Here is a 24,626-nt window from a genome sequence, read left to right on the forward strand (position 1 = left end):
ACCGTGACTTGTCTCGTGATCGGTGTTGCAACCTGAGCAGCCGTCGCGACGACCGCGTCTATTCGATCACTTTCGGCACGAGATAGAGCCCGTCTTGCACGGCGGGCGCGGAACGCTGGAACTCTTCGCGGTTTACGTGCTCTGTAACAGCGTCGCGGCGCAGACGCAGCGCGACCTCTTCGATCTGCTCGATCGGATGCGCGAGCGGCTCGATGCCGGTGGTATCGACGGCCTGCATCTGCTCGACGAGGCCGAAGAAATCGTTCAGGCGCGCGAGCGTCGGCTCGGCCTCCTGCTCGGGCAATTCGAGGCGCGCGAGGTGCGCAATGCGTTTTACATCGGTCAGGGTCAAAGACATTCGATCACCGGAGAAAGCTTGAACTGTCACGAAAGCGAAAACATTCGACGCGACAGGGAGTTACGTGACGCAGCGGAGCCATCGAGGAGACCACGAAAACGGGCCTGATGAAGGCAAAAAGTACCGTCCAATTCCTATAGATACTCCAAAATTATAAGGTATCATTACGCGTTCCAACCAAATCCGGATCGAGCAGCCAGCAAGGTTCTCCCGAAATCAACTTTCGCGAGAAACGTTTGCGAGGCTTGTCCCTTTCCCCCGGTAGATTTCTTCGCAGTTTTGCATTTCGCGGCGACATCCTTCGCTGCCTGCAAGCTGTTATTTTTCCGCTGCCGTCCCAGGCGCTCGAAGCGAGGCACGGCTCCCAGCGAGACAGGATTTTTGAATGTTCGGTTTTTTGCGCAGCTACTTTTCCAACGACCTGGCGATTGATCTCGGTACCGCCAACACGCTGATCTACATGCGCGGCAAGGGCATCGTCCTCGATGAGCCTTCAGTGGTATCCATCCGCCAGGAAGGCGGCCCGAACGGCAAGAAGACGATTCAGGCCGTCGGCAAGGAAGCAAAACAGATGCTCGGCAAGGTGCCGGGCAACATCGAGGCGATCCGCCCGATGAAGGACGGCGTGATCGCCGACTTCACCGTCACCGAGCAGATGATCAAGCAGTTCATCAAGACGGCGCACGAATCGCGGATGTTCTCGCCTTCGCCGCGCATCATCATCTGCGTGCCGTGCGGTTCCACCCAGGTCGAGCGTCGCGCGATCAAGGAAGCCGCGCACGGCGCCGGCGCCTCGCAGGTCTATCTGATCGAAGAGCCGATGGCGGCCGCGATCGGCGCGGGCCTGCCGGTGTCGGAAGCAACCGGCTCGATGGTCGTCGACATCGGCGGCGGCACGACGGAAGTCGGCGTGATCTCGCTCGGCGGCATCGTGTACAAGGGCTCGGTGCGCGTGGGCGGCGACAAGTTCGACGAAGCCATCGTCAACTACATCCGCCGCAACTACGGCATGCTGATCGGCGAGCAGACGGCCGAAGCCATCAAGAAGGAAATCGGTTCGGCGTTCCCCGGCTCCGAAGTCAAGGAGATGGAAGTCAAGGGCCGTAACCTCTCCGAAGGCATTCCGCGCAGCTTCACCATTTCGAGCAATGAAATTCTCGAAGCGCTGACCGATCCGCTGAACCAGATCGTGTCGTCGGTGAAGATCGCGCTCGAACAGACGCCGCCGGAACTCGGCGCCGACATCGCCGAACGCGGCATGATGCTGACGGGCGGCGGCGCGCTCCTGCGCGACCTCGACCGTCTGCTCGCGGAAGAAACCGGTCTGCCGGTGCTCGTCGCCGAAGATCCGCTGACGTGCGTCGTGCGTGGATCGGGCATGGCGCTCGAGCGCATGGACAAGCTCGGCAGCATCTTCTCCTACGAGTAAAGTCGACGGGGCGTCCGGGTTGATTCCTTCCGCGCGCGCCCCGACGAATCGACGCAGCATCCGCGTCACGCGACGCTCGCACGGCCCGGCACTCGTCCGGGCCGTTGTCGAAACAGCGTAGGGCAGGCCGGACCACAAGTCCGTCACCTGCAGCATCGATCCAACCGCTCACGCCCTCGGCGCCGACCATGGAATACAGTCCGCCGCCACTTTTCAAGCAAGGCCCGTCTGCGCTCGCGCGGCTGATCTTCTTCGTGGTGCTCGCACTCGCGCTGCTCATCTCCGATGCCCGCTTCAACACGCTCGAAATCGTCCGGGGCGTGCTTGGCGCGGGCCTTTATCCTTTGCAGCGCGCCGCGCTCGTGCCGCGCGACATCTTCATGGGCGCGACCGATCTCGCGATCACCAGCGCGACTTTGCGCAGCGAGAACCAGAAGCTCGCCGACAAGAACCTCGGGCTTTCCATCAAGGCCGGCGACGCCGAGCAGTTGAACATCGAGAACACGCACCTGCGGGCGCTCTTGCAGTTGCAGTCGCGCGCCACGACGCAGACCACGCCCGCCGAAGTCCAGTACGACACGCGCGATCCGTTCACGCAGAAAGTCGTGATCGGCAAGGGCGCGCAACAGGGCATCCAGGACGGCGCGCCGGTGGTCAACGAAGACGGCGTGATCGGTCAGGTCACGCGCGTGTTCCCGCTGCAGTCGGAAGTCACGCTGCTTTCGGACAAAGACCAGGCAGTGCCGGTCCAGATCGTGCGTACAGGGCTGCGCAGCGTGATCTACGGCACGCCGAAGGGCGATACGCTCGATCTGCGCTTCGTGCCGATCAGCGCCGACGTCCAGGCGGGCGACCAGTTAGTGACGAGCGGTCTCGATGGCATCTATCCGCCGGGGCTGGCCGTGGCGAAGGTCGTGCGCGTCGACAAGCAAGCCGATACGGCGTTTGCGCGCGTCGTGTGCCTGCCGGTGGCGCCCGTGCGTGGCGCGCGCCAGTTGCTCGTGCTGCACTACAACGTGAACGTCCCGCCGAATCCGGTTGAAGTCGAAGCGGCTGCGGCGGCGGCCGCCGCCAAGGAAGCCAAGGGCAAAAAGGGCAAGGCATCGAAGGCCGCGGCGCCTGCGCCGGGAAGCGCGACGTCGGCGGCGGCTCCCGCCGGCCCGGCCTCCGCTGCCGCGGCGCCCGCAGCCGCGGGGAAGCCCGCCACGCCCGCGTCCGCGACATCTGCCGCGCCCGCCAAGCCCGCCTCCGCGCCCACGCCGCACAAGAGCAGAAAAGCCCACTTGCCGCGCGCCGCATCGGGAGTCGCGCAATGAACCGGCCGCAATACATCCTGCAGCCGGTCAACCCGTATTTCATCACGTTCAGCCTGGCCGCCGCTTTCCTGCTGAACCTGATGCCGTGGGGCCGCATGATCGCGGTGCCGGACGTCGTCGCGCTCGTGCTGCTGTTCTGGAACGTCCACCAGCCGCGCAAGGTCGGCATGGGTATCGCGTTCATGCTCGGCCTTCTGATGGACGTGCACAACGCCAGCCTGCTCGGCGAACATGCGCTCGCCTACACGCTCCTGTCCTACGGCGCGATTACGATCCACCGTCGCGTTTTGTGGATGTCGCTACCGGTGCAGGCGTTCGTCGTCGCGCCGCTCCTGGTCGGCGCGCACCTCGTGCCGTTCGTGATCCGTCTGCTGACGGGCGCGGCGTTTCCCGGCTGGGGCTATCTGATCGACGGCTTCGTCGAAGCGCTCCTGTGGCCGGTCGCGAGCTTTCTTCTCTTGATACCGCAACGCCGCGCCGCCGACCCCGACGATACCCGCCCCATCTGAACCCCGCCGCGCACCATTCCTTTCGATGGCGCGCGGCGCGGGAGCTACACTGAAATCGCGACCTGACGCGACATTTGCATGACCGAGATCAAGAACGCCGAACAACTGTTGTCGAGATTCCGCCTGCGCGTCGCGGCGGCGGGTCTGTTCGTGTTCATCTGCTTCGGGCTGATCGGCCTGCGCTTTCTGTATCTGCAGGTCTGGCATTTCAGCAAGTACTCGCTGCAGGCGAACGAAAACCGCATCTCGGTCGCGCCGATCGTGCCGAACCGCGGCATCATCACCGACCGCAACGGCATCGTCCTCGCGAAGAACTATTCGGCTTACACGCTCGAAATCACGCCGTCGAAGATCAACGGCACGCTCGACGAGGAAATCGACAACCTCGCGCAGGTCATTCCCATCGACGCCCGCGACCGCCGGCGGTTCAAGAAGCTCCTCGAAGATTCGAAGAACTTCGAAAGCCTGCCGATCCGCACGCGCCTCACCGACGAGGAAGTCGCGCGCTTCACCGCGCAGCGTTTTCGTTTTCCGGGCGTCGAAGTGCGTGCGCGCCTGTTCCGCCAATATCCGCTCGGGCCGACGGCGGCGCATGTGATCGGCTATATCGGGCGCATTTCGCAGCGCGACCAGGAGCGTATCGACAACGCCAGCGACCAGAACGACGCCAATCCCGAACATTACGATCCGCGGCTCGACGCGAACAACTACAAGGGCACGGATTACGTCGGCAAGATCGGCGTCGAGCAGAGTTACGAGACCGAGCTGCACGGCCTGACGGGTTTCGAGGAAGTCGAAGTGACCGCGGGCGGGCGCCCCGTGCGCACGATGTCGCGCACGCAAGCGACGCCGGGCAACAATCTCGTGCTGTCGCTGGATATCGGTTTGCAGCAGGTCGCCGAGCAGGCGTTCACGGACAAGAAGGGCGCGCTCGTCGCGATCGAGCCGGCGACGGGCGACGTCCTCGCGTTCGTCTCGGCGCCGAGCTTCGATCCGAATTCCTTCGTCGACGGCATCGACCAGCAGACCTGGGATTCGCTCAACAATTCACCCGAGCATCCGCTTCTGAACCGTCCGCTGCACGGCACGTATCCGCCGGGCTCGACCTATAAGCCGTTCATGGCGCTCGCCGCGCTCACGCTCAAGAAGCGCACGCCCGGCTGGGGCTTTCAGGACCCGGGCTACTTCACGTTCGGCGGCCACACGTTCCGCAACGACGTGCGCTCCGGCCAAGGCTGGGTCGACATGAACCGCGCGATCGTCGTCTCGAACGACACGTATTTCTACATGCTCGCGCGCGATCTCGGCGTGAACGCGATGGCGGGCTTCATGAAGCCGTGGGGATTCGGCCAGATCACCGGCATCGACATCTCCGGCGAAGCGCGCGGCATTCTTCCGTCGACGGAATGGAAGAAGAAGGCGTACCGCAAGCCCGAGCAGCAACGCTGGTACGAAGGCGAAACGATCAGTCTCGGCATCGGCCAGGGCTACAACTCGTTCACGATTCTGCAGCTCGCGCACGCCACTGCGACGCTCGCCAACGACGGCGTCGTGATGAAGCCGCACCTCGTGCGCGACATCGAGAATCCGATCACCAAGGACATGCGGGCCACCGTGCGCGATCCGAGCGACAAGATCGCCGTGCGCCAGCAGGACATCGACGTCATCAAGCGCGCGATGGAAGGCGTCGTGACGAACGGGACGGCGTCGAAGGTGTTCATCGGCGCGCCGTATCTGGCGGCGGGCAAGACGGGCACCGCGCAGGTCTACTCGCTGCAGGGCGCGAACTACAAGGGCCACGCGCTCGCGGAGCATCTGCGCGACCACGCGCTCTTCATCGCGTTCGCGCCAGCGGAGCAGCCGAAGATCGCGCTCGCGCTCATCGTCGAAAACGGCGGCTGGGGCGCGGAAGCGGCGGGCCCGATCGCGCGCAAGGTGCTCGACTATTATCTCGTCGACAAGCTGAAACCGGGCGCGCAGGCCGCGGCCGTCGCAGCAGCGGCATCGGCGACGGTGGATGCCGGCGCGCCCGTCATCGGCGGCGGGCAGTCGCCGGTCGAGGCGGCGTTGCCCGCGTCGGTCGCGAACGCATCGCCGGCGTTTTCACCGGCGGCGGCATCGAATCCGGCGGTCGCGCAGGCGGCATCGCGCGTCGCGGCGGGCGGCAAGGCGGCGAGCGCGCCGCGCGCCGCTTCCGGCGCGGTCGCACCCGCGGCGCCCGCTGCCCGTCCGGCTTCGGCTCCGGCAGCCCGCGCCGCCTCCGCGCCGGCCGCCGCATCGAGCACGACCGCGCCGAATCGCAAGCGCGCGCCGAAAGGCCCGGGCGGCGCTTCGCAGCCGGCCATTCCGCGTAACGACACGGTCCAAACCCTGGCGCCTACGGGCGGCATCGACGAATAAGGGGAGAACAGGATGCAATTCGACAAGCGCGCCTGGATCGACCGGGCAAAACGCATGTTCGCGGGCTTCGACCGCCCGCTCGCGCTGATCGTATTTCTGCTGCTGTGCGTCGGCATCGTCACGCTGTACAGCGCGAGTCTCGACGTGCCCGGCCGCGTCGAAGACCAACTGCGCAACATCATGCTGACCTTCGGCCTCATGTGGATCCTCGCGAACATTCCGCCTCCGACGCTCATGCGCTTCGCCGTGCCGCTCTACACGTTCGGCGTCGCGCTCTTGATCGCGGTCGCGACCTTCGGGCTCACGCGCAAGGGCGCCAAGCGCTGGCTGAATGTCGGCGTGGTGATCCAGCCATCCGAAATCATGAAGATCGCGATGCCGCTGATGCTCGCGTGGTACTACCAGCGGCGCGAAGGCCAGATTCGCTGGTGGGATTACATCGTCGGCTTTCTGATTCTGATGGTACCCGTCGGCCTGATCGCGAAGCAGCCCGATCTCGGCACTGCGGTGCTCGTGTTCGCGGCCGGCTTCTTCGTCATCTACTTCGCGGGACTGAGTTTCAAGCTGCTCGTGCCGGTGCTGGCGGCGGGTGTCGTCGTGGTCGCGTGCGTCGCCGTGTTCCAGAATCGCATCTGCCAGCCCGAAGTGAACTGGCCGCTGATGCACGATTATCAGAAGCACCGCATCTGCACGCTGCTCGATCCGACTTCCGATCCGCTCGGCAAGGGCTTTCACACGATCCAGGCGGTTATCGCGATCGGCTCGGGCGGCACGCTCGGCAAAGGCTGGCTGAAGGGCACGCAGGCGCACCTGGAGTTCATCCCCGAGAAACATACCGACTTCATCTTCGCGGTCTTCGCGGAGGAATTCGGTCTTGCGGGCGGCCTCGTCCTGCTCTTCCTCTATATGGCGCTGATCGCGCGCGGGCTCTATATCGCGGCGAACGGCTCGACGATGTTCGGACGGCTGCTCGCCGGATCGCTGACGCTCGCGTTCTTCACTTACGCGTTCGTCAATATCGGGATGGTGAGCGGCATTCTGCCGGTGGTCGGCGTTCCGCTGCCGTTCATGAGCTACGGCGGCACGGCGCTGACGACGCTCGGCGTTGCGGTCGGTCTCATCATGAGCGTCGCGCGGCAGAAGCGATTGATGCAGAGTTAGGCGCGGTTCTTTCTTCGATCGACAAGCAAAAAGGCCGTTCCGGATCATCCCGGAACGGCCTTTTCGTTTGCCCGCAACGCTTTACTGCGGCTTGCTGCGCTCCAGTTCGGCGCTGAGTTGCTGATATTTGAGCTTCGCAGCGGGATCGCCCTGAGCGGCCGCCGCCGCGTAGTACGCGCGCGCGACGTTCAGGTTCCGCTCGACGCCATCGCCGCCGCGTTCGTAAAACGATCCGGCCACGTACTGCGCGGTCATGTCGCCGCCCTGCGCGGCCTTCTTGTACCAGTTGAACGCCTGCGAGTTGTCGCGTGCCGTGCCGCGTCCGTCGAGAAACTGGTTCGCGAGCGCGAGTTCCGCTTGCACGTGCCCCTGGTTCGCCGCGCGCAGGAACCAGCGATGCGCCTCCGCCGGGTCCTTCTCGACGAACTCGCCGTCGTCGTACATCTTGCCGTACACGTACTGCGCGTGCGTCATGTTGGCGTCGGCGGCGCGGCGCAGCCACACCTTGCCTTCGTCGATGTCGGCGGGACCGCCTTCGCCGTTGAGCAGCATCATCGCGTAGTTGAATTCCGCGAGACGGCTGCCCTTTTGCGCCGCGCGCCGGAACTCGGAACGCGCCGCGATCAAATTGCCGGCGTTGTAATTCGCGACCGCGTTCTGCGTCGCGACATCCTCTGATTTCAATTGCGTCTGCGCGTGCGCCGCGCCGCTCAACGCCAGCACGAGCGCCAGCGCCACCGCGCTGCCCCACTGGAACGCCTTCATGTCCGAGCCTCCTGCAACGCCTGGCGCGTCGCCTTCAACAGCCACATCCCGTCCGATGCCAGCGAGATCACCTTGATGCCGGCCTGCGCATACTGGCGCGCGCTCGCGACGTCGAGCGCGAAGATGCCGCTCGCGATGCCCGCGCGCTGCGCCGCCGCGACGACGCGTTCGATCGCCGCCTGCACGTCGGGATGCTTCGCGTCGCCGAGATGGCCGAGGCTCGCCGCGAGATCGGCCGGTCCGATGAACAGGCAGTCGATGCCGGGTGTCGCGGCGATCGCGCCGACGGCTTTGAGCGCCGCCGCGGATTCGATCTGCACGATGGTCGCGATTTGCGCGTTGGCGTTCGTCATGTAGTCGCGGCGCATGCCATAGGCCGCCGCGCGCACGGCGCCCGCCGCGCCGCGCAGTCCGGCGCGCGCGTCGGCGGTCGGATATTGCGTGAGCCGCACGATGCGCGCCGCCTCGTCCGCGGACTCGACGTTCGGAAACATCAGCGTGCGCGCGCCCGCGTCGAGCACGCGCTTGACGAGCCAGCCCTCGGCGGCCGGCACGCGCACGACCGGTTCGCTCGGCAGATGCGCGGCGGCGATCGCGCGCAACTGGTCGACGACATCGCGGCTGTCGTTCGCCGAATGTTCCATGTCGATGCACAGCCAGTCGAAGCCGGCATGCGCGAGCGCTTCGGCGGCGTCGGCGCTGCCGAGCGAAAGCCACAGGCCGAACAAGGTGCCCGACTCGGCGAAGCGCTGCTTGAGGGGATTGGTGAAGGTGCTCATCGCGCGGCTCCGTAACAGAGCGCGGCGGGTGGCAGAAGGGACGACGGCATGGGTCTCGCTCCGTGTTCGCACCGCCCGGTCAGAGGCGGCTTATCGAGCGATCATACCGTGACAATAACGACGGCGCCGCAGCGCCCGTTCAGGCGCGTTCGACGTCGGCCCAGCAGTTCGGCGTTTCGTAGAGACGCACGCGCTTGAGTTTCAGATTGACGCCGTAGTGCGCATCGTAGACGTCGGCGAGGATGCCGAACGCGACCGCCGCCATGTTCTCGACGGTCGGAATGCGATCGAGCACGACGGTCTTGTGGCCCGCCATCGAATCGAGGAACTCGCGCACTTTCGCGTCGCCTTCGTAGACGAGAAACGCGTGGTCCCACTTGTTCACGAGATGCTCCATCGCGAGCGATTTGACGTCGGCGAAATCCATCACCATGCCGCGATCCGGCGCGCCTTCCGTATCGACGAGATCGCCTTGCAGCGTGATCTCCAGCACGTAACGATGCCCGTGCAGATTACGGCACTGGCTGCGGTGATCGGGGATGCGGTGGCCCGCGTCGAATTCGAGTTTTCGGGTAATCGTCTGCACGTCGGCTCAATCTTCTTGAATCAGGGAATGTTCAGGTACTTGTGGGTCTGCATCGACAGGCGCCATTTCGGATGGCGCTTGCACCAGTCGATCGCGAGCTTCGTGTTGATGTCGCGCGACGGACCGTCCATCGGCTGCACGAGGAAATACTCGAAATCGAGCTTCGCGTAGTCGGCGAGACGCTGGTTGTCCTGCGGAACGACCACTTTCAGTTCGTTGCCCTTCGTCACGACGAGCGGCGCGTCGGCTTTCGGACTTACGCAAATCCAGTCGATCGTGTCGAGCACCGGCAGCGAGCCGTTCGTCTCGATCGCGATCTCGAAACCGGCTTCGTGCAGGGCATCGACGAACGGCTGATCGATTTGAAGCATCGGCTCGCCGCCCGTACACACGACGAACTTGTGCGCCTCGCCTTCCGGCCACAGCGACGCGATCATCGCGACGAGATCGGCCGGCGTGCGGTACTTGCCGCCGTTTTCGCCGTCGGTGCCGACGAAATCGGTGTCGCAGAACTGGCAGACGGCGTCGGCGCGGTCTTCCTCGCGGCCGGACCACAGATTGCAGCCGGCGAAGCGGCAGAACACAGCCGGGCGTCCGGCGTTCGCGCCCTCGCCCTGCAACGTGTAGAAGATTTCCTTTACCGCGTACGTCATGTCTGCTCTGTCGTTCCCAAAAATATCAGACCGGTTCGGTCGTCACCTGTTCGCCCGCGCGATACGCCTCGAAGCCGCGCTTGCGCAGCTTGCACGCCGGACACTGGCCGCAGCCGAAGCCCCATTCGTGCAACTCGGCGCGCTCGCCGACATAGCACGTGTGCGTCTCGACGCGCACCAGTTCGACGAGTTTCTCGCCGCCGAGCGTTTCGGCGAGGCGCCACGTATCGGCCTTGTCGAGCCACATCAGCGGCGTTTCCAGCGCGTAGCGCGTTTCCATGCCGAGATTCAGCGCCACTTGCAGCGCCTTCATCGTGTCGTCGCGGCAGTCGGGGTAGCCCGAGAAATCCGTCTCGCACATACCGCCGACGAGCACCTTCAATCCCCGCCGATACGCCACCGCCGCCGCGATCGTCATGAACATCAGGTTGCGGCCCGGCACGAAGGTGTTCGGCAAGCCATTGGCCGTCGCTTCGATTTCGATTTCGCGGGTCATCGCGGTTTCGCTGATCGCGCCGAGCACCGACAGGTCGATCATGTGATCGTCGCCGAGCCGGTCCGCCCACTGCGGAAATTCGCGCATCACCGCCGCACGAAAACCGTCGCGGCATTCCAGTTCCACGCGATGCCGCTGGCCGTAATCGAAGCCGAGGGTCTCGACCGTCTTGTAGCGTTCGAGTGCCCAGGCAAGGCACGTGGCCGAGTCCTGGCCGCCGGAAAACAGCACGAGCGCGCTGTCCTTAGCGTCTGTCCGAGTCACCGTGAAACTCCGTGAATGTGGCTGATAGGGCGCGCGGTGTCGCGGTGTACGACCCGCCTTCGCGCGGCCGGCGAAGACCGGCCAATTCAGTATAGAGGGCCTCGATTCGCCGGAGCGCACGCGGGGCTTATACCGTGCTTATCGTCGACACTCACTCGCCAACCGGGTCCACGACGCGCTCGACACCTCGAAAACGACAAAGGACTTGCCGGCCGAATGCTGCAAGTCCTTGAGCGGACACGAATTTTAGCACGCGCGACGGAAGCTTCGCCGGGCGCGCCAACTGCGGCCGGGCGCGCTAGAGAAGAGCCATAGAAAAGGCCCGGAAACCTTGCGATTTCCGGGCCTTCTTGCAACTGTGGTGGCCTGGGTCGGAATCGAACCAACGACACGCGGATTTTCAATCCGCTGCTCTACCAACTGAGCTACCGGGCCAACGAAGAGCAAAAGTATATCAAAGGGGTTTCGCTGCCTCAAGCCCTTTTGCGCAATTTTCTTAAGCCGCGCACCCGACGCTCACGCCTCGCTCTTGTTCTTGCCGAGATCGACGCCGAGCTGCTTGAGCTTGCGGTACAAGTGCGTGCGTTCCAACCCGGTCTTCTCCGCGACGCGCGTCATGCTGCCGTTCTCGCGCGCGAGGTGATATTCGAAGTACGCACGCTCGAACGCGTCGCGTGCGTCGCGCAGCGGAATGTCGAACGAAATCGATGCCGTCTGGCCCGTCTGCGCCTGCGGCATGCCCGCCGCGCCCGCATCGCCAGTCGCGCTCAAAGCGGACGCGCTCGGCAATGCCGCCGCCGCCGGCACGCTCGACAGCCCCGCGGGCGCGAGCGGCTTCGCCGTCGCGGACAAGATGGGCGCCGCCGCCGTTCCATGCGCGAGCCCCTGCTCCACCGCCTTCAGCAGCTTTTGCAGCGCGATCGGCTTCTCGAGGAAGTTGAGCGCGCCGATCTTCGTCGCTTCGACGGCCGTGTCGATGGTCGCATGGCCGGACATCATGATGACCGGCATCGTCAGCTTGCCCTGCGCGGCCCACTCCTTGAGCAGGGTCACGCCGTCGGTGTCGGGCATCCAGATGTCGAGCAGGACGAGATCGGGCGCCATCCGCAGACGGTAGTCGCGCGCATGCTGCGCGTTCTCAGCCGTCTCCACGACATGCCCCTCGTCGCTCAGGATTTCCGAGAGCAATTCCCGGATACCCATTTCGTCGTCTACCACCAGGATGGTTGCCATTTACGCTGCCCTTGTCTGCACTGTTGCTTTTGTCGTTCCGTGGCCTGGCGCCGCGCTCGCTGCCGGCGGCGTCGCGCCCGGCTGAGCGGCGTCGTCCGCGAGTTGGAGAAACAGGATCGATATCTGCGCACCTTCGATCACGTCGGCCGCCTTCAGCCGATTGCGAATGTCGATGCGCGCGCCGTGCTCGTCGACGATCTTCTTCACCGTTGCAAGCCCCAGGCCCGTGCCCTTCGCCTTCGTCGTGACGTAAGGTTCGAACGCACGCGAAAGAATGCGCGCCGAGAAGCCCGGACCGTTGTCCGATACCGTCAGCCGCACCGCAACACGCGCGTGGCCCGACGGGTCGGGGTCGCCATATTCTACTGTCCTCGTTTCGAGCAGCACGCGCGGTTCCGCAACATCCGCCACCGCGTCCTGCGCATTTTGAAGGAGGTTGTGGATCACTTGCCGAAGCTGCGTGGCGTCGCCGCGGATCACCGGCAGCTTCGCGAGGTCGATTGCGATCGGGCTCTTGCCCTCTTCGATGCCATAGAGCGTCAGCACTTCCGCGACGAGATCGTTCAGTTGCAGATTGCCGAGCACCGCGGGCGGCGTGCGCGCGTATTCGCGGAAATCGTCGACCATCTGCTTCATCGCCTGCACCTGGTTCACGATGGTCGTGGCGCCGCGCTTCAACACCTCGGCGTCGTGCGGCGAGAGCTTGTCGGCGAGCTTCATTTGCAGGCGCTCGGCGGAGAGCTGAATGGGCGTGAGCGGATTCTTGATCTCGTGCGCGAGCCGCCGCGCGACTTCGCCCCACGCAACCGAACGCTGCGCCGAGATCACGTCGGAGATGTCGTCGAATACGACGACGTAACCGGCCGTCTCGGCGTCCTCGGTATCGCTTTCGGTCGCACTCAGCAACTGCGTGCCGCGCACGAGCAAGGTGAGCGGATCGTTCTCGCCCGGCACCGTCACCGCGATCTGCTGCTGCCAGTGTCCGCGATCGCCGATCGGCTTGCCGCTGCCGCTCGACGCCGCGTCGCGTTCGGCGAACGCCTTGCGCACCATCGCGCCGAACTCCGCGAGCACGTCGATCTGTTCGAACGGCTGATTCAGCGACGCGTTGAACGGCTGGCGGAAAATGCGCTCGGCGCCGCGATTGGCGGTAGTCAGCCGGAACTGGCGGTCGAACACGAAGACGCCCGCCGTCAGGTTCGCGAGAATGCTTTCGAGGTACGCCTTTGAATGTTCGAGCGCCACGCGATTCGCCTCCACAGCCGCGCGCGCCTCGGACAACTGCCGCGTCATCGCGTTGAACGACTGCGTGAGAAAGCCGAGTTCGTCTCGCGATTTCACTTCGCGCTTGGGCGTGTAGTCGCCCTCCGCGACTTCCTTCGTGCCTTGCGCGAGCAAAAAGAGCGGCCGCGCAAGCTGATTGCCGAGCGCGAGCGCGAGCATCATCGCGATGAAGGTCGCGAGGAAGAGCGCGAGCGTCAGCGTGCCGATGTACATCTTTCGCAGGCCGGTGCGCCCGAGCCGCTTCTCCTGATATTCGCGATACGCGCGCTGCACGGCATCGGCGTTGCGCGCGAGCGCCTGGCTCACCGGCTGCTCGATCTGCAGGAAACGCTCGACGGGCTGCAGTTCCGTCGTGGTCGAGTCGGGGATCTTCACGATCACGCGCAGCCGCAGCGCGCCCTTCGGCCCCGTCACGCCCGGCTCGCCGTCGACTTCGCCTTCGATCGCGCCATACGGGCGATCGCGCGACTGCGTGATCATGAGCGGCGTCGGCAGGTTGTCCGGCACGAGCGCCGAGAAGTTGCTCGACGCCTGCGCGATCACGCGCACATCGGGCGCGGTTCCGCCGCCGCCGCGCATGGGCTCGACGATGGTCGCATCCTGCACGTTGAACTGGTCGCGCAGGCGCAGGAGCGCGAGCGTGAGGCTCGTGGGATCGGCGCTCGAAAGCTGGTCGCTCATCAGTCGGCCCTTGTTCTGCAGGTCGGAGAGCGACGCGTCGAGCATGCCCCGCCCGAGGTTCAGGCCCGAGGTCAGCGCGGTCTCGACGTTGACGTCGAACCACGATTCGATGCTGCGCGAGACGAACTGGTACGACACGACGTAGATGATGCCGCCCGGCACGACGCCCACGAGCGCGAAGATGAACGCGAGCTTCGCGAGCAGCCGCGTGCCGAACTTGCCCTGCCGCACCCGCGACACGATCATGAGCACGAGTCCCGCGACGATCGCGAGGAAGGTCAGCGCCACGGCCACGTTCGCCGCGTAGAGCCACGAGTAGTAGCGGTCGAAGAATTCGGTGTTGGCACTGGCGAGCGCGAGCATCACGAGCAGCAGCACTGCCGTGATGGCGACCGTCGAGACCAGCAGGCGAACGACAAAGCTCTTCATGTTCGTGCGACGCCGGCGGAGTTTATTTAGCACGCTCAGCCGCCGTAAAGGTAAAACGCTTCCAGTCGGAGGCGAGGCTCCAGTCGCGGTTGTTGACCGCGTCGATCTGGAAGGGTTTGGGCATCAGCGCGATGTCGAGCTGCATGCGCACCGACGCGTTATAGGTCTCGCCCGGCCTCACCTGATTGCGGTCGATCACGTGCCACGACGTCACGTGCTTGATCACGTCGAGCGCTTCATTGAGCGAGGTGAAGCCGAGTTGCAAGCCGCCCGTCGATACGCGGTACTCGCGCGTCAGCGGCTGAAACGATAACCGGATGCTCTGCGACACGTTCACCGGCTCTTCGTCGAACCAGTACCAGCGCGGGCGCGACAGGTTGAAATCGGTCGTGAAGTAGACCGGCACGCCCTTGTTGACGGCGTCTTCGAGACTGCTGTTGAGATCGAAGTTGAAACGCGCGTCGATGCTCCAGCCGCTGCCGTCCGCCTGCAGCGACGCCCGCTGCACGGCGATCGTGTCGGCGAATGCGGGGTCGGCCGCGGCGAGGCTCGACAGCAGCGCCAGCACGGTCCAGACCAAGGCCACGAGCCGAAGCGGAAAAAAGCGTTTGATCGTCACCGTTTCTGAAAGCGCGCGTAGAAGAATCCGTCGTGGTCCGCGATGGGTTCCGCGTCCTGGTTCGAGATGGAGCGGGTACGATGCGCCTCGCCCTGACCGGCTTCCGCGTCACGTGCACCGTCCGTCGAATCCTGCGAAGGAACGGCGCCCGCGCGGGCGCTGGCCGGCCGGCCAGTCGGTAATATCTGGCCCGGCGCGTCCAATCGTACCGCATCTTCGTGCACGGCTCCAAACCAGCGGGCCTGCTCCTCGCCCTCCTCGGGGAAGATCGAACACGTCACGTAAAGCAGTTCGCCGCCCGTAGCAACCAGCGGCCACAGCGCCGACACGATGCGCCGCTGTTCTTCGACGAGCGCCGCGATGTCGGACGGCCGGCGCAGCCAGCGGATGTCCGGATGACGCCGCACGATGCCCGATGCCGAACACGGCACGTCGGCGAGGATGCGATCGAACGGATCGCCGTCGGACCATGCCGACGGGTCGCCCGCATCGCCGACGCGAATTTCCGCGTCCAGCTTCAGGCGGTCGAGATTCTGTTTGATGCGGCCCGCGCGCTGCGCGTCGCTTTCGAGCGCGATCAGCTCGACGTCGGCCAGCTCCAGGATGTGGCCCGTCTTGCCGCCGGGCGCGGCGCACGCGTCGAGCACGCGCATGCCGTTTTTCGCGCCAAGCAGTTGCGCGGCGAGTTGCGCGCCCGCGTCCTGCACGGAGACGACACCATCGTCGAAGCCCGGAATCCGGTCGACCGGCATCGGCGTTTGCAGGCGAACCGCGTGTTCACCGGCAGCGTCCGCTTCGATGTTCGCGGCCTTGAGCGTCTCGAGATAGTCGGCCACCGTGGTCCGGCGCGTGTTCACGCGCAGCGTGAGCGGACCCTGACGATTGCCCGCATCGAGGATGCTTTCCCACGCGTCGGGCTGGCCGCGCTTCACCGCGTCGATCCACCACGACGGGTAGTTCCAGCGCGCGACGGGCTCCTGCCGCGCCGCTTCGAGCAGGCTGTCGCGTTCGCGCAGGAAGTTGCGCAGCACGGCGTTGACCAGCCCCTTCGCGAACGCAAACTCGCGGCGCGCGGCAATCGCATTCACGGCCTGATCGACTACGGTGAACGGCGCGTAGGCGGCGTGCGCTTCATCGTCGACGAGCAGCGCGAACGCGCACGCGAGCACGTTCGCGACGTGCGGCGGCGGCGCCTTGCGCACGAGCTTGTGCAGCAGCGCGTCGGCGAGGGCAAGACGGCGCATCGTGCGATACGCGATGTCCTGCGTCGCACCGCGCGCCGCGGACTGGCCGGCTGCGAGCACGGTTTGCAGCGCCGCGGGCAAGGCCGCGCCGGCGCGCACGGCGCCAACCGCTTGCGCGGCGCCGTCGAGCGCGAACGCGAGCGAATCGGGTGCGAGGTGCAGCGTGCCGAGACGGGCGTCGGACGGCGCTCGCGCCTGATCGGCCGGGGCGGGAGCGCGTCGTCGGGAAGGCTTGTCGGTCATGTGGGAGTCAGGACGTCGAGCGGCGACATGCCGGCTCGCACAAACGAGGCATTGTAACTGGTGGGAAAGGCGGGGCAGAAAGGCCAGGGCTCCGCGCGGCGGCGCCATGCAAAAGGGCCGCTTTTCAGCGGCCCTTCCGCTCACTCACGTCGCGATCAGATCCTGCCGGTGCGCGCCATTTCCATCAGTCTTGCGACGCGCTCTTCGGTGGCCGGGTGGGTCGAGAACAGATTCGCGATGCCGCCGCCGGACAGCGGATTCATGATCATCATCTGCGCGGTGGCCGGATGCGCCTCCGCCGTCGGGAACCGCACGCCCGTCGCATACGCATGGATCTTTTCCAGCGCGCTCGCGAGCGCCTGCGGATCGCCCGAAATCTGCGCGCCGCCGCGGTCGGCTTCGAACTCGCGCGCCCGCGAGATCGCCATCTGGATCAACGCGCCCGCGATCGGCGCGAGAATCGCCACCGCGATGCTCGCGATGAAATTCGTCGGACGGCCTTCCTCGTCACGCCCGCCGAAGAACATCGCGAAGTTCGCGAGCGCGGAGATCGCACCGGCCATCGTCGCGGACACCGTCGAAATGAGGATGTCGCGATGCTTCACGTGGGCGAGTTCGTGCGCCATCACGCCGCGCAATTCACGCTCGGACAGCACCCGCAGAATGCCGGTCGTGGCCGCGACGGCCGCGTGCTCCGGGTTGCGGCCGGTCGCGAACGCGTTCGGCGCGTCCTCGTTGATCAGATAGACGCGCGGCATCGGCAGTTCGGCCCGCGCCGCGAGGTCGCGCACCATGCGATAGAACTGCGGCGCGCTGGCTTCGTCGACTTCCTGCGCGTTGTACATGCGCAAAACCATCTTGTCGGAGAACCAGTAGGAAAAGAAATTCATGCCGAGCGCGACGAGCAGCGCGAGCATCATCCCCTTCGACCCGCCGATCATCCCGCCGATGACGACAAAAAGGGCCGTGATCGCTGCCATCAGCATCGCGGTTTTGACCCAGTTGAACATGTCTGAACTCCTCACCCTTAATCAAATGCGCGTCTCGCGCGAATGGGCCAAAGCACGATTGCCCGGCACCACGATTGTAAGCAAAATGTTAGATATGGGCATCGTTCGATAATTCAATTACCTGTGCGAAGTCGCGAGTTTGATTCCCAGTCCGACGAATGCGCTGCCGACGCCGCGATCGAGCCAGCGCTTCACGCCGGGCTTGCCGGAGAAGCGCTGCGTGACGCTGCCCGCGATCCACGCGACAAAACCGTTCCAGACCGTGCTCATCACGATGAAGACGAGGCCGAGCGCGAGGAACGCGAGGACCTTGTGCGGGCTATCGGCGGCGACGAATTGCGGGAAGAACGACACGAAAAAGAGCACGACTTTCGGATTCAGCACGTTCGTGACGAATCCCTGCGCGAAAAGCTGCCGCAGCGATTTGGGCGCCGTTTTGATCTTCTGCGCCGCGCCTTCGTCGCTTGCAGCTTCCGGCTGGGCAAAAATCAGGCGCACGCCGAGATAAATCAGATAGATCGCGCCGGCGAACTTGACGACGGTGAACGCCGTGGCCGATGCGGCGAGAAGCGCGGTCAGGCCGAACGCGCAAGCGAGCGTATGGACGATGCAGCCGGCCGAAATGCCAAGCGCCGACACGATGCCCGCCCCGCGCCCCTGCGCGACGCTGCGGCCGACGATGTAAGCGGTGTCGGGTCCGGGCGTGACGTTCAGCAGGAAAACCGCGACGAGAAAGAGCGAAAAACTGGTAATGCCGAGCATCTTGGGGCTCCGAAAAGCGTGTAATTCGAACCTTCGATTCTAGCCCCAGCAACCCCGGCGTTACGCATCGGCGGGAGCCGGCGCGAACCGCTGGCCCCGGATAAGCGGGAAACCCGCGAGAAACTCGCGCACCGGCAGGCGCTTGCCGCCCGGCTTCTGAAGCTGGGTAAGCCGCAACGCGCCCTCGCCGCACGCCACGACGACGCCTTGCGCCGACACATCGAGAATCGCGCCGGGCTCCTGGCTCGCCGGCATCTCCAGCGCCTCCGCGGCCCAGAACTTGACCGCGGCGCCGTCGAGCGTGCCGAACGCGCCGGGGAACGGGTCGAACGCGCGGATCTGGCGCGCGAGCGCGTCGGCGGGACGGCGCCAGTCGAGCGCGGCTTCGTGCTTGGCGATCTTCGCGGCGTAGGTGGCGCCTTCGTCCGGCTGCGGCGTGGCGGGAAGCCGGCCCTCGCGCTCCAGATCGCGCAGCGCCTGCACGACGAGATCCGCCCCGAGTTGCGCGAGACGGTCGTGCAGCGTTCCGGTCGTGTCGTTCGGAAGAATGACGGTGCGCGCCTCGCGGATCATCGCGCCGGTGTCGAGCCCGGCGTCCATTTGCATCAACGTGATGCCGGTTTCCGCGTCGCCGGCTTCGATCGCGCGGTGGATCGGCGCGGCGCCGCGCCAGCGCGGCAAGAGCGAAGCGTGGATGTTGATCGAACCGTGCGGCGCGATGTCGAGCACTTCCTGCGGCAGGATCAGCCCGTAAGCGGCGACCACCATCACGTCGTGCGGCGTGGCGCGCAGCAAGTCGATTGCCGCCGACGCTTCCTCGGGATACTTGCCGTTACGCCGCAGCGACGTCGGCTGCGCGACTTCCAACCCCTGCTCCACCGCATATCGCTTCACCGGGCTGGCGGTGAGCTTCATGCCGCGCCCGGCGGGCCGGTCGGGCTGGGTAAGCACGAGCGGCACGGCGAATCCCGCTGCGTGAATCGCCGCGAGCGCGGCGGCGGCAAATTCCGGGGTTCCGGCAAAAACGACACGCAGCGATTGGGTCATCGATCAGGCAGCCTGCTTATTCGGTGAAACGATAAAAAAAAGCGTCACAGCGCCTTTTCGAGCTTCTTCATCTTGCCGCGAATACGTGTCTGCTTGAGCTGCGACAGGTATTCGACGAACACGTGCCCCTCCAGGTGATCCATTTCGTGCTGGATGCACACGGCGAGCAGCCCGTCGCAGTCGATCTCGAACGATTCGCCCTTTGCGTTGAGCGCCTTCACGCGCACTTTTTCCGGACGTTCGACGAAGTCATAGATGCCGGGCACCGACAGGCAACCCTCCTCCCAGTCCTTCTTCGTGTCGCTCGACCAGACGATCTCCGGGTTGATGAAGACCTGGAGATCGTCGTGCGCGTCGGAGACGTCGATCACGATCACGCGTTCGTGCACGTCCACCTGCGTGGCCGCGAGGCCGACGCCGGGTGCGGCGTACATCGTCTCGGCCATATCGGCGACGAGCTTGCGAATGCGTTCGTCCACGGCGGCGACGGGCTTCGCCACCTTGTTGAGCCGTTTGTCGGGGTAGTTGAGTATCTTGAGCAGAGCCATGTTTCGAAGTATCGGCGCGCAGCGCGGCGCGCGGAAGTCGGCCATTCGGCCAGGTTGCGGGCGGGTGCCGGGGTGCGGAAGATAGGCGGCTGAATCTCGCCGGTTTCAACGCAGTCCACTGACGGCTGCACCGCGCATTGAGCATGCGAGCGCGGCCGGGCGGCGACCCTTTATGTGTTTCGGAATATGAAAATTTTAACATGACGACCGCTGCCCTGCTGACCGCGCGAGCCGCGCCGGAACTGGCTCCCGCGCCTCCCGACGACCTTCCGGCGTGGCTGCGGCTCGCCCACGCGCGGGGTCTGCGTCCGCCTGCGCTGCGCGCGTTGCTCGGCGCGTTCGGCGGCCCGCAGGCAGTGCTCGCGCAGTCGTTCGCCGATCTGGCGCGCGTCGCCGGCGACGATGCGGCGAGGGCCGCGCTCGCGCCGCCGCCGGATTCGCGCGCAGCTTTTGACGAGCGCGTGGAGCGCACTATCGAGTGGGCGTCGCAGGCGAACAATTACGTCGTGACGCTCGCCGACGCCGCGTATCCGCAGGCGCTGCTCACGATGCCCGATCCGCCGCCGCTTCTATATGTAAAGGGGCGGCTGGACGTGCTGCAGGCGCGCGCGGTCGCGATCGTCGGCAGCCGGAGCGCCACGCCGCAAGGCATCGAGGACGCGCGGCGCTTCGCCCGCGCGCTGTCGGACGCCGGGATTGCGGTGGTGTCGGGGCTCGCGCTCGGTATCGACGCCGCCGCGCATCGCGGCGCGCTTGAGGGCGCCGCGAGCACCCTTGCCGTGATCGGCACGGGCGCGGATCTGGTCTATCCGTCGCAGCATCACGCGCTCGCGCACGACATCGCGGAACGCGGCGCCATCGTCTCCGAATGGCCGCTCGGCACGCCCGCGCGCCCGGAAAATTTCCCGCAGCGCAACCGGCTGATCGCGGGGCTCGTGCGCGGCGTGCTGATCGTCGAGGCTGCGATGCGCTCCGGCTCGCTCATCACGGCGCGGCTCGCCAACGAAATGGGGCGCGACGTGTTCGCGATACCCGGATCGATCCACGCGCCGCTCTCGCGCGGCTGTCACCGGATGATCAAGCAAGGCGCGAAGCTCGTCGAAACGCCGGAGGAGGTGCTGGAGGAATTCGGGATCGCACCCGCCGCGCCGGCCGCGACAGCGGCCCGGAAGCGCTCGGGCGTCGCGGCGAACGATGACCGCTCGCGCCGCGCCGAAGCCCCGCCGCCCGCCACCGCGTCCTGGGCCTCGGCCCGCGCCACGTCGCCGAATCCAACGCCCGACGAGGATCGCGTGCTCGCCGCGCTCGGTCACTCGCCGACGACGCTTGAAATCCTCGCTTCTCGCACCGACCTGACAGGCTCGACGCTGCAAGGCCTGCTGCTGCGGCTCGAACTGGCGGGCCATATCGAAACGCTGCCGGGAGGACGCTTCACGCGCATTGAGCGCTCCTGAGGCTGGCGCATGCTACATTCGCGAAAATACCGGCCAGAAACCGCCTCGCCGGCCCGGGCAGCAAAAAGAATCGCCCGGTGAACCACCAAGGACCATCAAGGATCACCATGCCCGCGCTGAATCTCGACACCGACGCCGAGCAGATCGCCGAACGTATCGCCGAACCGGATACGCTCTTCGTCGCCTGCCTGTGCGCGGACTGGTGCGGGACGTGCCGCGAATATCGCGCGGGCTTCGACCGGCTCGCCGACGCTCATCCGGAAATCTGCTTCGCCTGGATCGACATCGAGAACCAGGCGGACCGTTTCGACGATCTCGACGTCGAGAATTTCCCGACGATCCTGATCGAGGACGCCGTCACGACGCGCTTTTTCGGCACCGTGCTGCCGCAGGTATCGATTGTCGAGCGCATGCTGGTCGATCTGACCGCGCTGCCGGGTGTCGTGGGCGCGCCGAAACTGCGTCCCGCGCTCGTGGAAGCCTAGCGTCCGGGCGCCGGAAGCGGTCTTCCGCCGCACTCGCGCCGCCGCCTGAAAGCGACGGGCACGCCGATCCCGCAACGTCCGGGCTCACCCTTTCACGCGCCGCTTTTATATGACATGGGTCTCGCGTTGTCCGAACCGTGTGCTATAAAGCGGCGTTAACGGGTCCAAAACCGGACCCATGCCAGTCCCCAACCGAATCGAGTCATGTCCAAAGCCCTGATCATCGCCGAGAAGCCTTCTGTCGCGAACGACATCGCGCGCGCGCTGGGCGGCTTCACCAAGCATGACGAATACTACGAAAGCGACGACTACGTGCTGTCGTCGGCTGTCGGCCACCTGCTGGAAATCGCAGCGCCCGAGGAATACGACGTCAAGCGCGGCAAGTGGAGTTTCGCCAATCTGCCCGTCATTCCGCCGCATTTCGACCTGAATCCGATCGCCAAGAGCGAATCGCGCCTGAAGGTGCTCACGAAGCTGCTCAAGCGCAAGGACATCGACCGCCTCATCAACGCCTGCGACGCGGGGCGCGAGGGCGAGCTGATCTTCCGCCTGATCGCGCAGCACGCGAAGGCGAAGCAGCCGGTCCAGCGCCTCTGGCTCCAGTCGATGACCGCCGGTTCCATCCGCGAAGGTTTCGCCCATCTGCGCAGCGACGCCGATATGCAGCCGCTCGCCGACGCCGCGCGCTGCCGCTCGGAAGCGGACTGGCTCGTCGGCATCAACGGCACGCGCGCGATGACCGCGTTCAACAGCAAGGGCGGCGGCTTTTTCCTGACCACTGTCGGCCGGGTTCAGACGCCAACGTTGTCGATCGTCGTCGAACGCGAGGAAAAAATCCGTCGCTTCGTGCCGCGCGATTACTGGGAAGTGCGCGCCGAATTCATCGCCGCGAAGGGCCTCTACGAAGGCCGCTGGTTCGACCCGAAGTTCAAGCGCGTCGAGGGCGATCCCGAGCAGCGCGATTCGCGGCTCTGGAGTCTCGCGGCGGCGGAATCGGTCGTCGCGGCCTGCCGCGGCAAGACCGGCACGGTGACGGAAGAATCGAAGCCGTCGACGCAAATGTCGCCGTTGCTCTTCGACTTGACGAGCCTCCAACGCGAAGCCAACGGCCGCTTCGGTTTCTCGGCGAAAAACACGCTCGGACTCGCGCAGGCGCTGTATGAAAAGCACAAGGTGCTGACTTATCCGCGTACCGACGCGCGCGCGCTGCCCGAGGACTACATCGCGACGGTGAAGGACACGCTCACGATGTTGAAGGAGAGCAACAACTATCTGCCGCACGCGAAGCAGGTGCTCGACAAGGGGTGGGTGAAGCCGAACAAGCGCATCTTCGACAACTCGAAGATCAGCGACCACTTCGCCATCATCCCCACGTTGCAGGCGCCGAAAGCGCTGTCCGAGCCCGAGCAGAAGCTTTACGACCTCGTCGTGAAGCGCTTTCTCGCCGTGTTCTTCCCGCCGGCCGAATATCTCGTCACGACGCGCATCACCGAAGTCGCCGGTCATCATTTCAAGACCGAGGGCAAGGTGCTGGTCGAGCCGGGCTGGCTCCAGGTCTACGGCAAGGAAGTGTCCGGCGACGACGCCAATCTCGTGCCCGTGCAGAAAAACGAAAAGGTCGATGTCGAGAAGGTCGCGGCGCACGGTCTGGTGACGAAACCGCCCGCGCGCTACAACGAGGCGTCGCTGCTCTCGGCGATGGAAGGCGCGGGCAAGCTCGTCGAAGACGAAGAGTTGCGCGAGGCGATGGCGGCGAAGGGTCTCGGCACGCCGGCGACGCGCGCGGCGATCATCGAAGGGCTGCTCGGCGAGAAATACATGGTGCGCGAAGGGCGCGAACTGATTCCGACCGCGAAGGCGTTCCAGCTGATGACGCTTCTGCGAGGCCTGGGCGTCGAGGAACTCACGGCGCCCGAACTGACCGGCGAGTGGGAGCACAAGCTTTCGCAGATGGAGCGCGGCAACCTGCATCGCGATGCGTTCATGCAGGAAATCGCGCGCATGACGCAAACCATCGTCAAGCGCGCGAAGGAGTACGACTCCGACACGATCCCCGGCGATTACGCGACGCTCGAAACGCCATGTCCGAATTGCGGCGGTCAGGTGAAGGAAAACTATCGCCGCTTCGCCTGCACGAAATGCGAGTTCTCAATTTCGAAGATTCCCGGCGGACGCCAGTTCGAAATTCCGGAAGTCGAGGAATTGCTGAAGGAAAAGACGATCGGGCCGCTGTCGGGTTTCCGCAGCAAGATGGGCCGTCCGTTCTCGGCGATCCTGAAGCTCTCCTTCGACGACGAGATCAAGAACTTCAAGCTCGAATTCGACTTCGGTCAGGACACCGGCGGCGAAGACGGCGAACCGCCCGATTTCTCGGAGCAGACGCCGGTCGGCCATTGCCCGAAGTGCCAGTCGCGCGTGTACGAGCACGGGATGAGCTACGTCTGCGAAAACTCGGTATCGAATCCGAAAACGTGCGATTTCCGCTCCGGCAAGGTGATCTTGCAGCAGGAAATCGCGCGCGATCAGATGTCGAAGCTGCTCGAAGAAGGCCGCACCGACCTGCTGACGAACTTCAAGTCGTCGCGGACCGGGCGCAACTTCAAGGCGTTCCTCGTGAAGCAGCCGGACGGCAAGATCGGTTTTGAATTCGAGAAGAAGGAGCCGAAGCCCGGCGCGAAGACGGCGGCGGCCAAGCGCGGCGCGGCGGCAGCGCCCGCCGAAGGCGCGGAGGATGAAGGCGACGGCGACGTCGCGGTAGCCGCGACGAAGACCGCCAAGGCGCCCGCCAAGACCGCGGCGAAAAAAGCGCCGGCCAAGAAGGCGGCAGCGAAAAAGACGACTGCGCGCAAGACCGGCTGATTCCGCCGGCTC

22 protein-coding genes and 1 tRNA gene are annotated in these 24,626 nt (G+C 65.4%); 8 read left to right on the top strand and 15 right to left on the bottom strand.

The window, feature by feature from the left end:
* Window positions 1-58: 58 nt before the first annotated feature.
* A complete protein-coding gene (gene gatC / locus AWB66_RS19935; protein ID WP_087631910.1) occupies window positions 59-358 on the bottom strand; it encodes an Asp-tRNA(Asn)/Glu-tRNA(Gln) amidotransferase subunit GatC in 300 nt (99 codons plus the stop codon).
* Between the two features lie 385 nt (window positions 359-743).
* Here gatC and AWB66_RS19940 point away from each other — a divergent pair, with 385 nt between their 5' ends.
* The 5 genes from AWB66_RS19940 (at window position 744) to rodA (ending at window position 7,173) form a co-directional block, all read left to right on the top strand.
* The gene (locus AWB66_RS19940) at window positions 744-1,787 is read left to right on the top strand and encodes a rod shape-determining protein (protein ID WP_004189550.1); all 1,044 of its coding nucleotides are present in this window, start codon (window positions 744-746) and stop codon (window positions 1,785-1,787) included.
* Between the two features lie 188 nt (window positions 1,788-1,975).
* Window positions 1,976-3,103, top strand: a complete 1,128-nt coding sequence (gene mreC, locus AWB66_RS19945) for a rod shape-determining protein MreC (protein WP_087631911.1) — start codon at window positions 1,976-1,978, stop codon at window positions 3,101-3,103.
* Window positions 3,100-3,612, top strand: coding sequence for a rod shape-determining protein MreD (gene mreD / locus AWB66_RS19950; RefSeq protein ID WP_087631912.1), 513 nt, complete (start codon window positions 3,100-3,102; stop codon window positions 3,610-3,612). The genes mreC and mreD overlap by 4 nt, the downstream gene beginning before the upstream one ends.
* Window positions 3,613-3,690: 78 nt before the next feature.
* A complete protein-coding gene (mrdA, locus tag AWB66_RS19955) occupies window positions 3,691-6,012 on the top strand; it encodes a penicillin-binding protein 2 (protein ID WP_087631913.1) in 2,322 nt (773 codons plus the stop codon).
* Between the two features lie 12 nt (window positions 6,013-6,024).
* Window positions 6,025-7,173: a rod shape-determining protein RodA gene (gene rodA, locus AWB66_RS19960; protein WP_087631914.1), complete on the top strand. Its 1,149-nt coding sequence runs from the start codon at window positions 6,025-6,027 to the stop codon at window positions 7,171-7,173.
* 81 nt (window positions 7,174-7,254) lie between these two features.
* Here rodA and AWB66_RS19965 read toward each other — a convergent pair whose 3' ends face one another.
* From AWB66_RS19965 to def, 14 genes are all read right to left on the bottom strand, one after another.
* Window positions 7,255-7,938: a tetratricopeptide repeat protein gene (locus AWB66_RS19965; RefSeq protein ID WP_087631915.1), complete on the bottom strand. Its 684-nt coding sequence runs from the start codon at window positions 7,936-7,938 to the stop codon at window positions 7,255-7,257.
* Window positions 7,935-8,717 carry an HpcH/HpaI aldolase family protein gene (locus AWB66_RS19970; protein WP_087631916.1) on the bottom strand — a complete coding sequence of 261 codons (783 nt, stop codon included), beginning with the start codon at window positions 8,715-8,717 and terminating at the stop codon, window positions 7,935-7,937. The genes AWB66_RS19965 and AWB66_RS19970 overlap by 4 nt, the downstream gene beginning before the upstream one ends.
* Window positions 8,718-8,856: 139 nt before the next feature.
* Window positions 8,857-9,303 (bottom strand): 6-carboxytetrahydropterin synthase QueD, encoded by a 447-nt coding sequence (gene queD, locus AWB66_RS19975; protein WP_087631917.1) that lies wholly within the window; start codon window positions 9,301-9,303, stop codon window positions 8,857-8,859.
* Window positions 9,304-9,323: 20 nt separating this feature from the next.
* Entirely contained in the window at window positions 9,324-9,956 is a 633-nt protein-coding gene (gene queE / locus AWB66_RS19980) for a 7-carboxy-7-deazaguanine synthase (RefSeq protein WP_087631918.1), read from the bottom strand.
* Window positions 9,957-9,981: 25 nt separating this feature from the next.
* Window positions 9,982-10,716, bottom strand: a complete 735-nt coding sequence (queC, locus tag AWB66_RS19985) for a 7-cyano-7-deazaguanine synthase QueC (protein ID WP_087631919.1) — start codon at window positions 10,714-10,716, stop codon at window positions 9,982-9,984.
* Between the two features lie 359 nt (window positions 10,717-11,075).
* Window positions 11,076-11,151 (bottom strand) — tRNA-Phe (locus tag AWB66_RS19990).
* Between the two features lie 81 nt (window positions 11,152-11,232).
* Complete coding sequence (gene esaR / locus AWB66_RS19995) at window positions 11,233-11,949, bottom strand: response regulator transcription factor EsaR (protein WP_087631920.1); 717 nt, start codon at window positions 11,947-11,949, stop codon at window positions 11,233-11,235.
* Window positions 11,950-14,343, bottom strand: coding sequence for a sensor histidine kinase (locus AWB66_RS20000; RefSeq protein ID WP_087631921.1), 2,394 nt, complete (start codon window positions 14,341-14,343; stop codon window positions 11,950-11,952).
* A gap of 22 nt (window positions 14,344-14,365) precedes the next feature.
* Window positions 14,366-14,962, bottom strand: coding sequence for a DUF4390 domain-containing protein (locus tag AWB66_RS20005; protein ID WP_087631922.1), 597 nt, complete (start codon window positions 14,960-14,962; stop codon window positions 14,366-14,368).
* Window positions 14,959-16,449 carry a 16S rRNA (cytosine(967)-C(5))-methyltransferase RsmB gene (gene rsmB / locus AWB66_RS20010; protein ID WP_087631923.1) on the bottom strand — a complete coding sequence of 497 codons (1,491 nt, stop codon included), beginning with the start codon at window positions 16,447-16,449 and terminating at the stop codon, window positions 14,959-14,961. Before rsmB ends, AWB66_RS20005 begins: the two co-directional genes overlap by 4 nt.
* 155 nt (window positions 16,450-16,604) lie before the next feature.
* On the bottom strand, window positions 16,605-17,459 hold the full coding sequence (htpX, locus tag AWB66_RS20015; protein ID WP_087631924.1) for a zinc metalloprotease HtpX: 855 nt from the start codon (window positions 17,457-17,459) through the stop codon (window positions 16,605-16,607).
* Between the two features lie 117 nt (window positions 17,460-17,576).
* Complete coding sequence (locus AWB66_RS20020) at window positions 17,577-18,221, bottom strand: LysE family translocator (protein WP_087631925.1); 645 nt, start codon at window positions 18,219-18,221, stop codon at window positions 17,577-17,579.
* Window positions 18,222-18,281: 60 nt separating this feature from the next.
* Entirely contained in the window at window positions 18,282-19,268 is a 987-nt protein-coding gene (gene fmt, locus AWB66_RS20025) for a methionyl-tRNA formyltransferase (RefSeq protein ID WP_087631926.1), read from the bottom strand.
* A 44-nt stretch (window positions 19,269-19,312) separates the two neighbouring features.
* Window positions 19,313-19,816: a peptide deformylase gene (gene def, locus AWB66_RS20030; RefSeq protein ID WP_087631981.1), complete on the bottom strand. Its 504-nt coding sequence runs from the start codon at window positions 19,814-19,816 to the stop codon at window positions 19,313-19,315.
* A gap of 200 nt (window positions 19,817-20,016) precedes the next feature.
* On the opposite strand from def, the gene dprA reads away from it, so the two are divergent.
* The 3 genes from dprA to AWB66_RS20045 all read left to right on the top strand — a co-directional run bounded on the left by dprA (window position 20,017) and on the right by AWB66_RS20045 (window position 24,614).
* Complete coding sequence (gene dprA, locus AWB66_RS20035; protein WP_087631927.1) at window positions 20,017-21,270, top strand: DNA-processing protein DprA; 1,254 nt, start codon at window positions 20,017-20,019, stop codon at window positions 21,268-21,270.
* A 107-nt stretch (window positions 21,271-21,377) separates the two neighbouring features.
* Complete coding sequence (locus AWB66_RS20040; RefSeq protein ID WP_087631928.1) at window positions 21,378-21,755, top strand: thioredoxin family protein; 378 nt, start codon at window positions 21,378-21,380, stop codon at window positions 21,753-21,755.
* A gap of 204 nt (window positions 21,756-21,959) precedes the next feature.
* Window positions 21,960-24,614 carry a DNA topoisomerase III gene (locus AWB66_RS20045; RefSeq protein WP_087631929.1) on the top strand — a complete coding sequence of 885 codons (2,655 nt, stop codon included), beginning with the start codon at window positions 21,960-21,962 and terminating at the stop codon, window positions 24,612-24,614.
* The last annotated feature ends 12 nt before the right edge of the window (window positions 24,615-24,626 follow it).

It is taken from the genome of Caballeronia telluris (assembly GCF_001544495.1).
GTDB lineage: Bacteria > Pseudomonadota > Gammaproteobacteria > Burkholderiales > Burkholderiaceae > Caballeronia > Caballeronia telluris.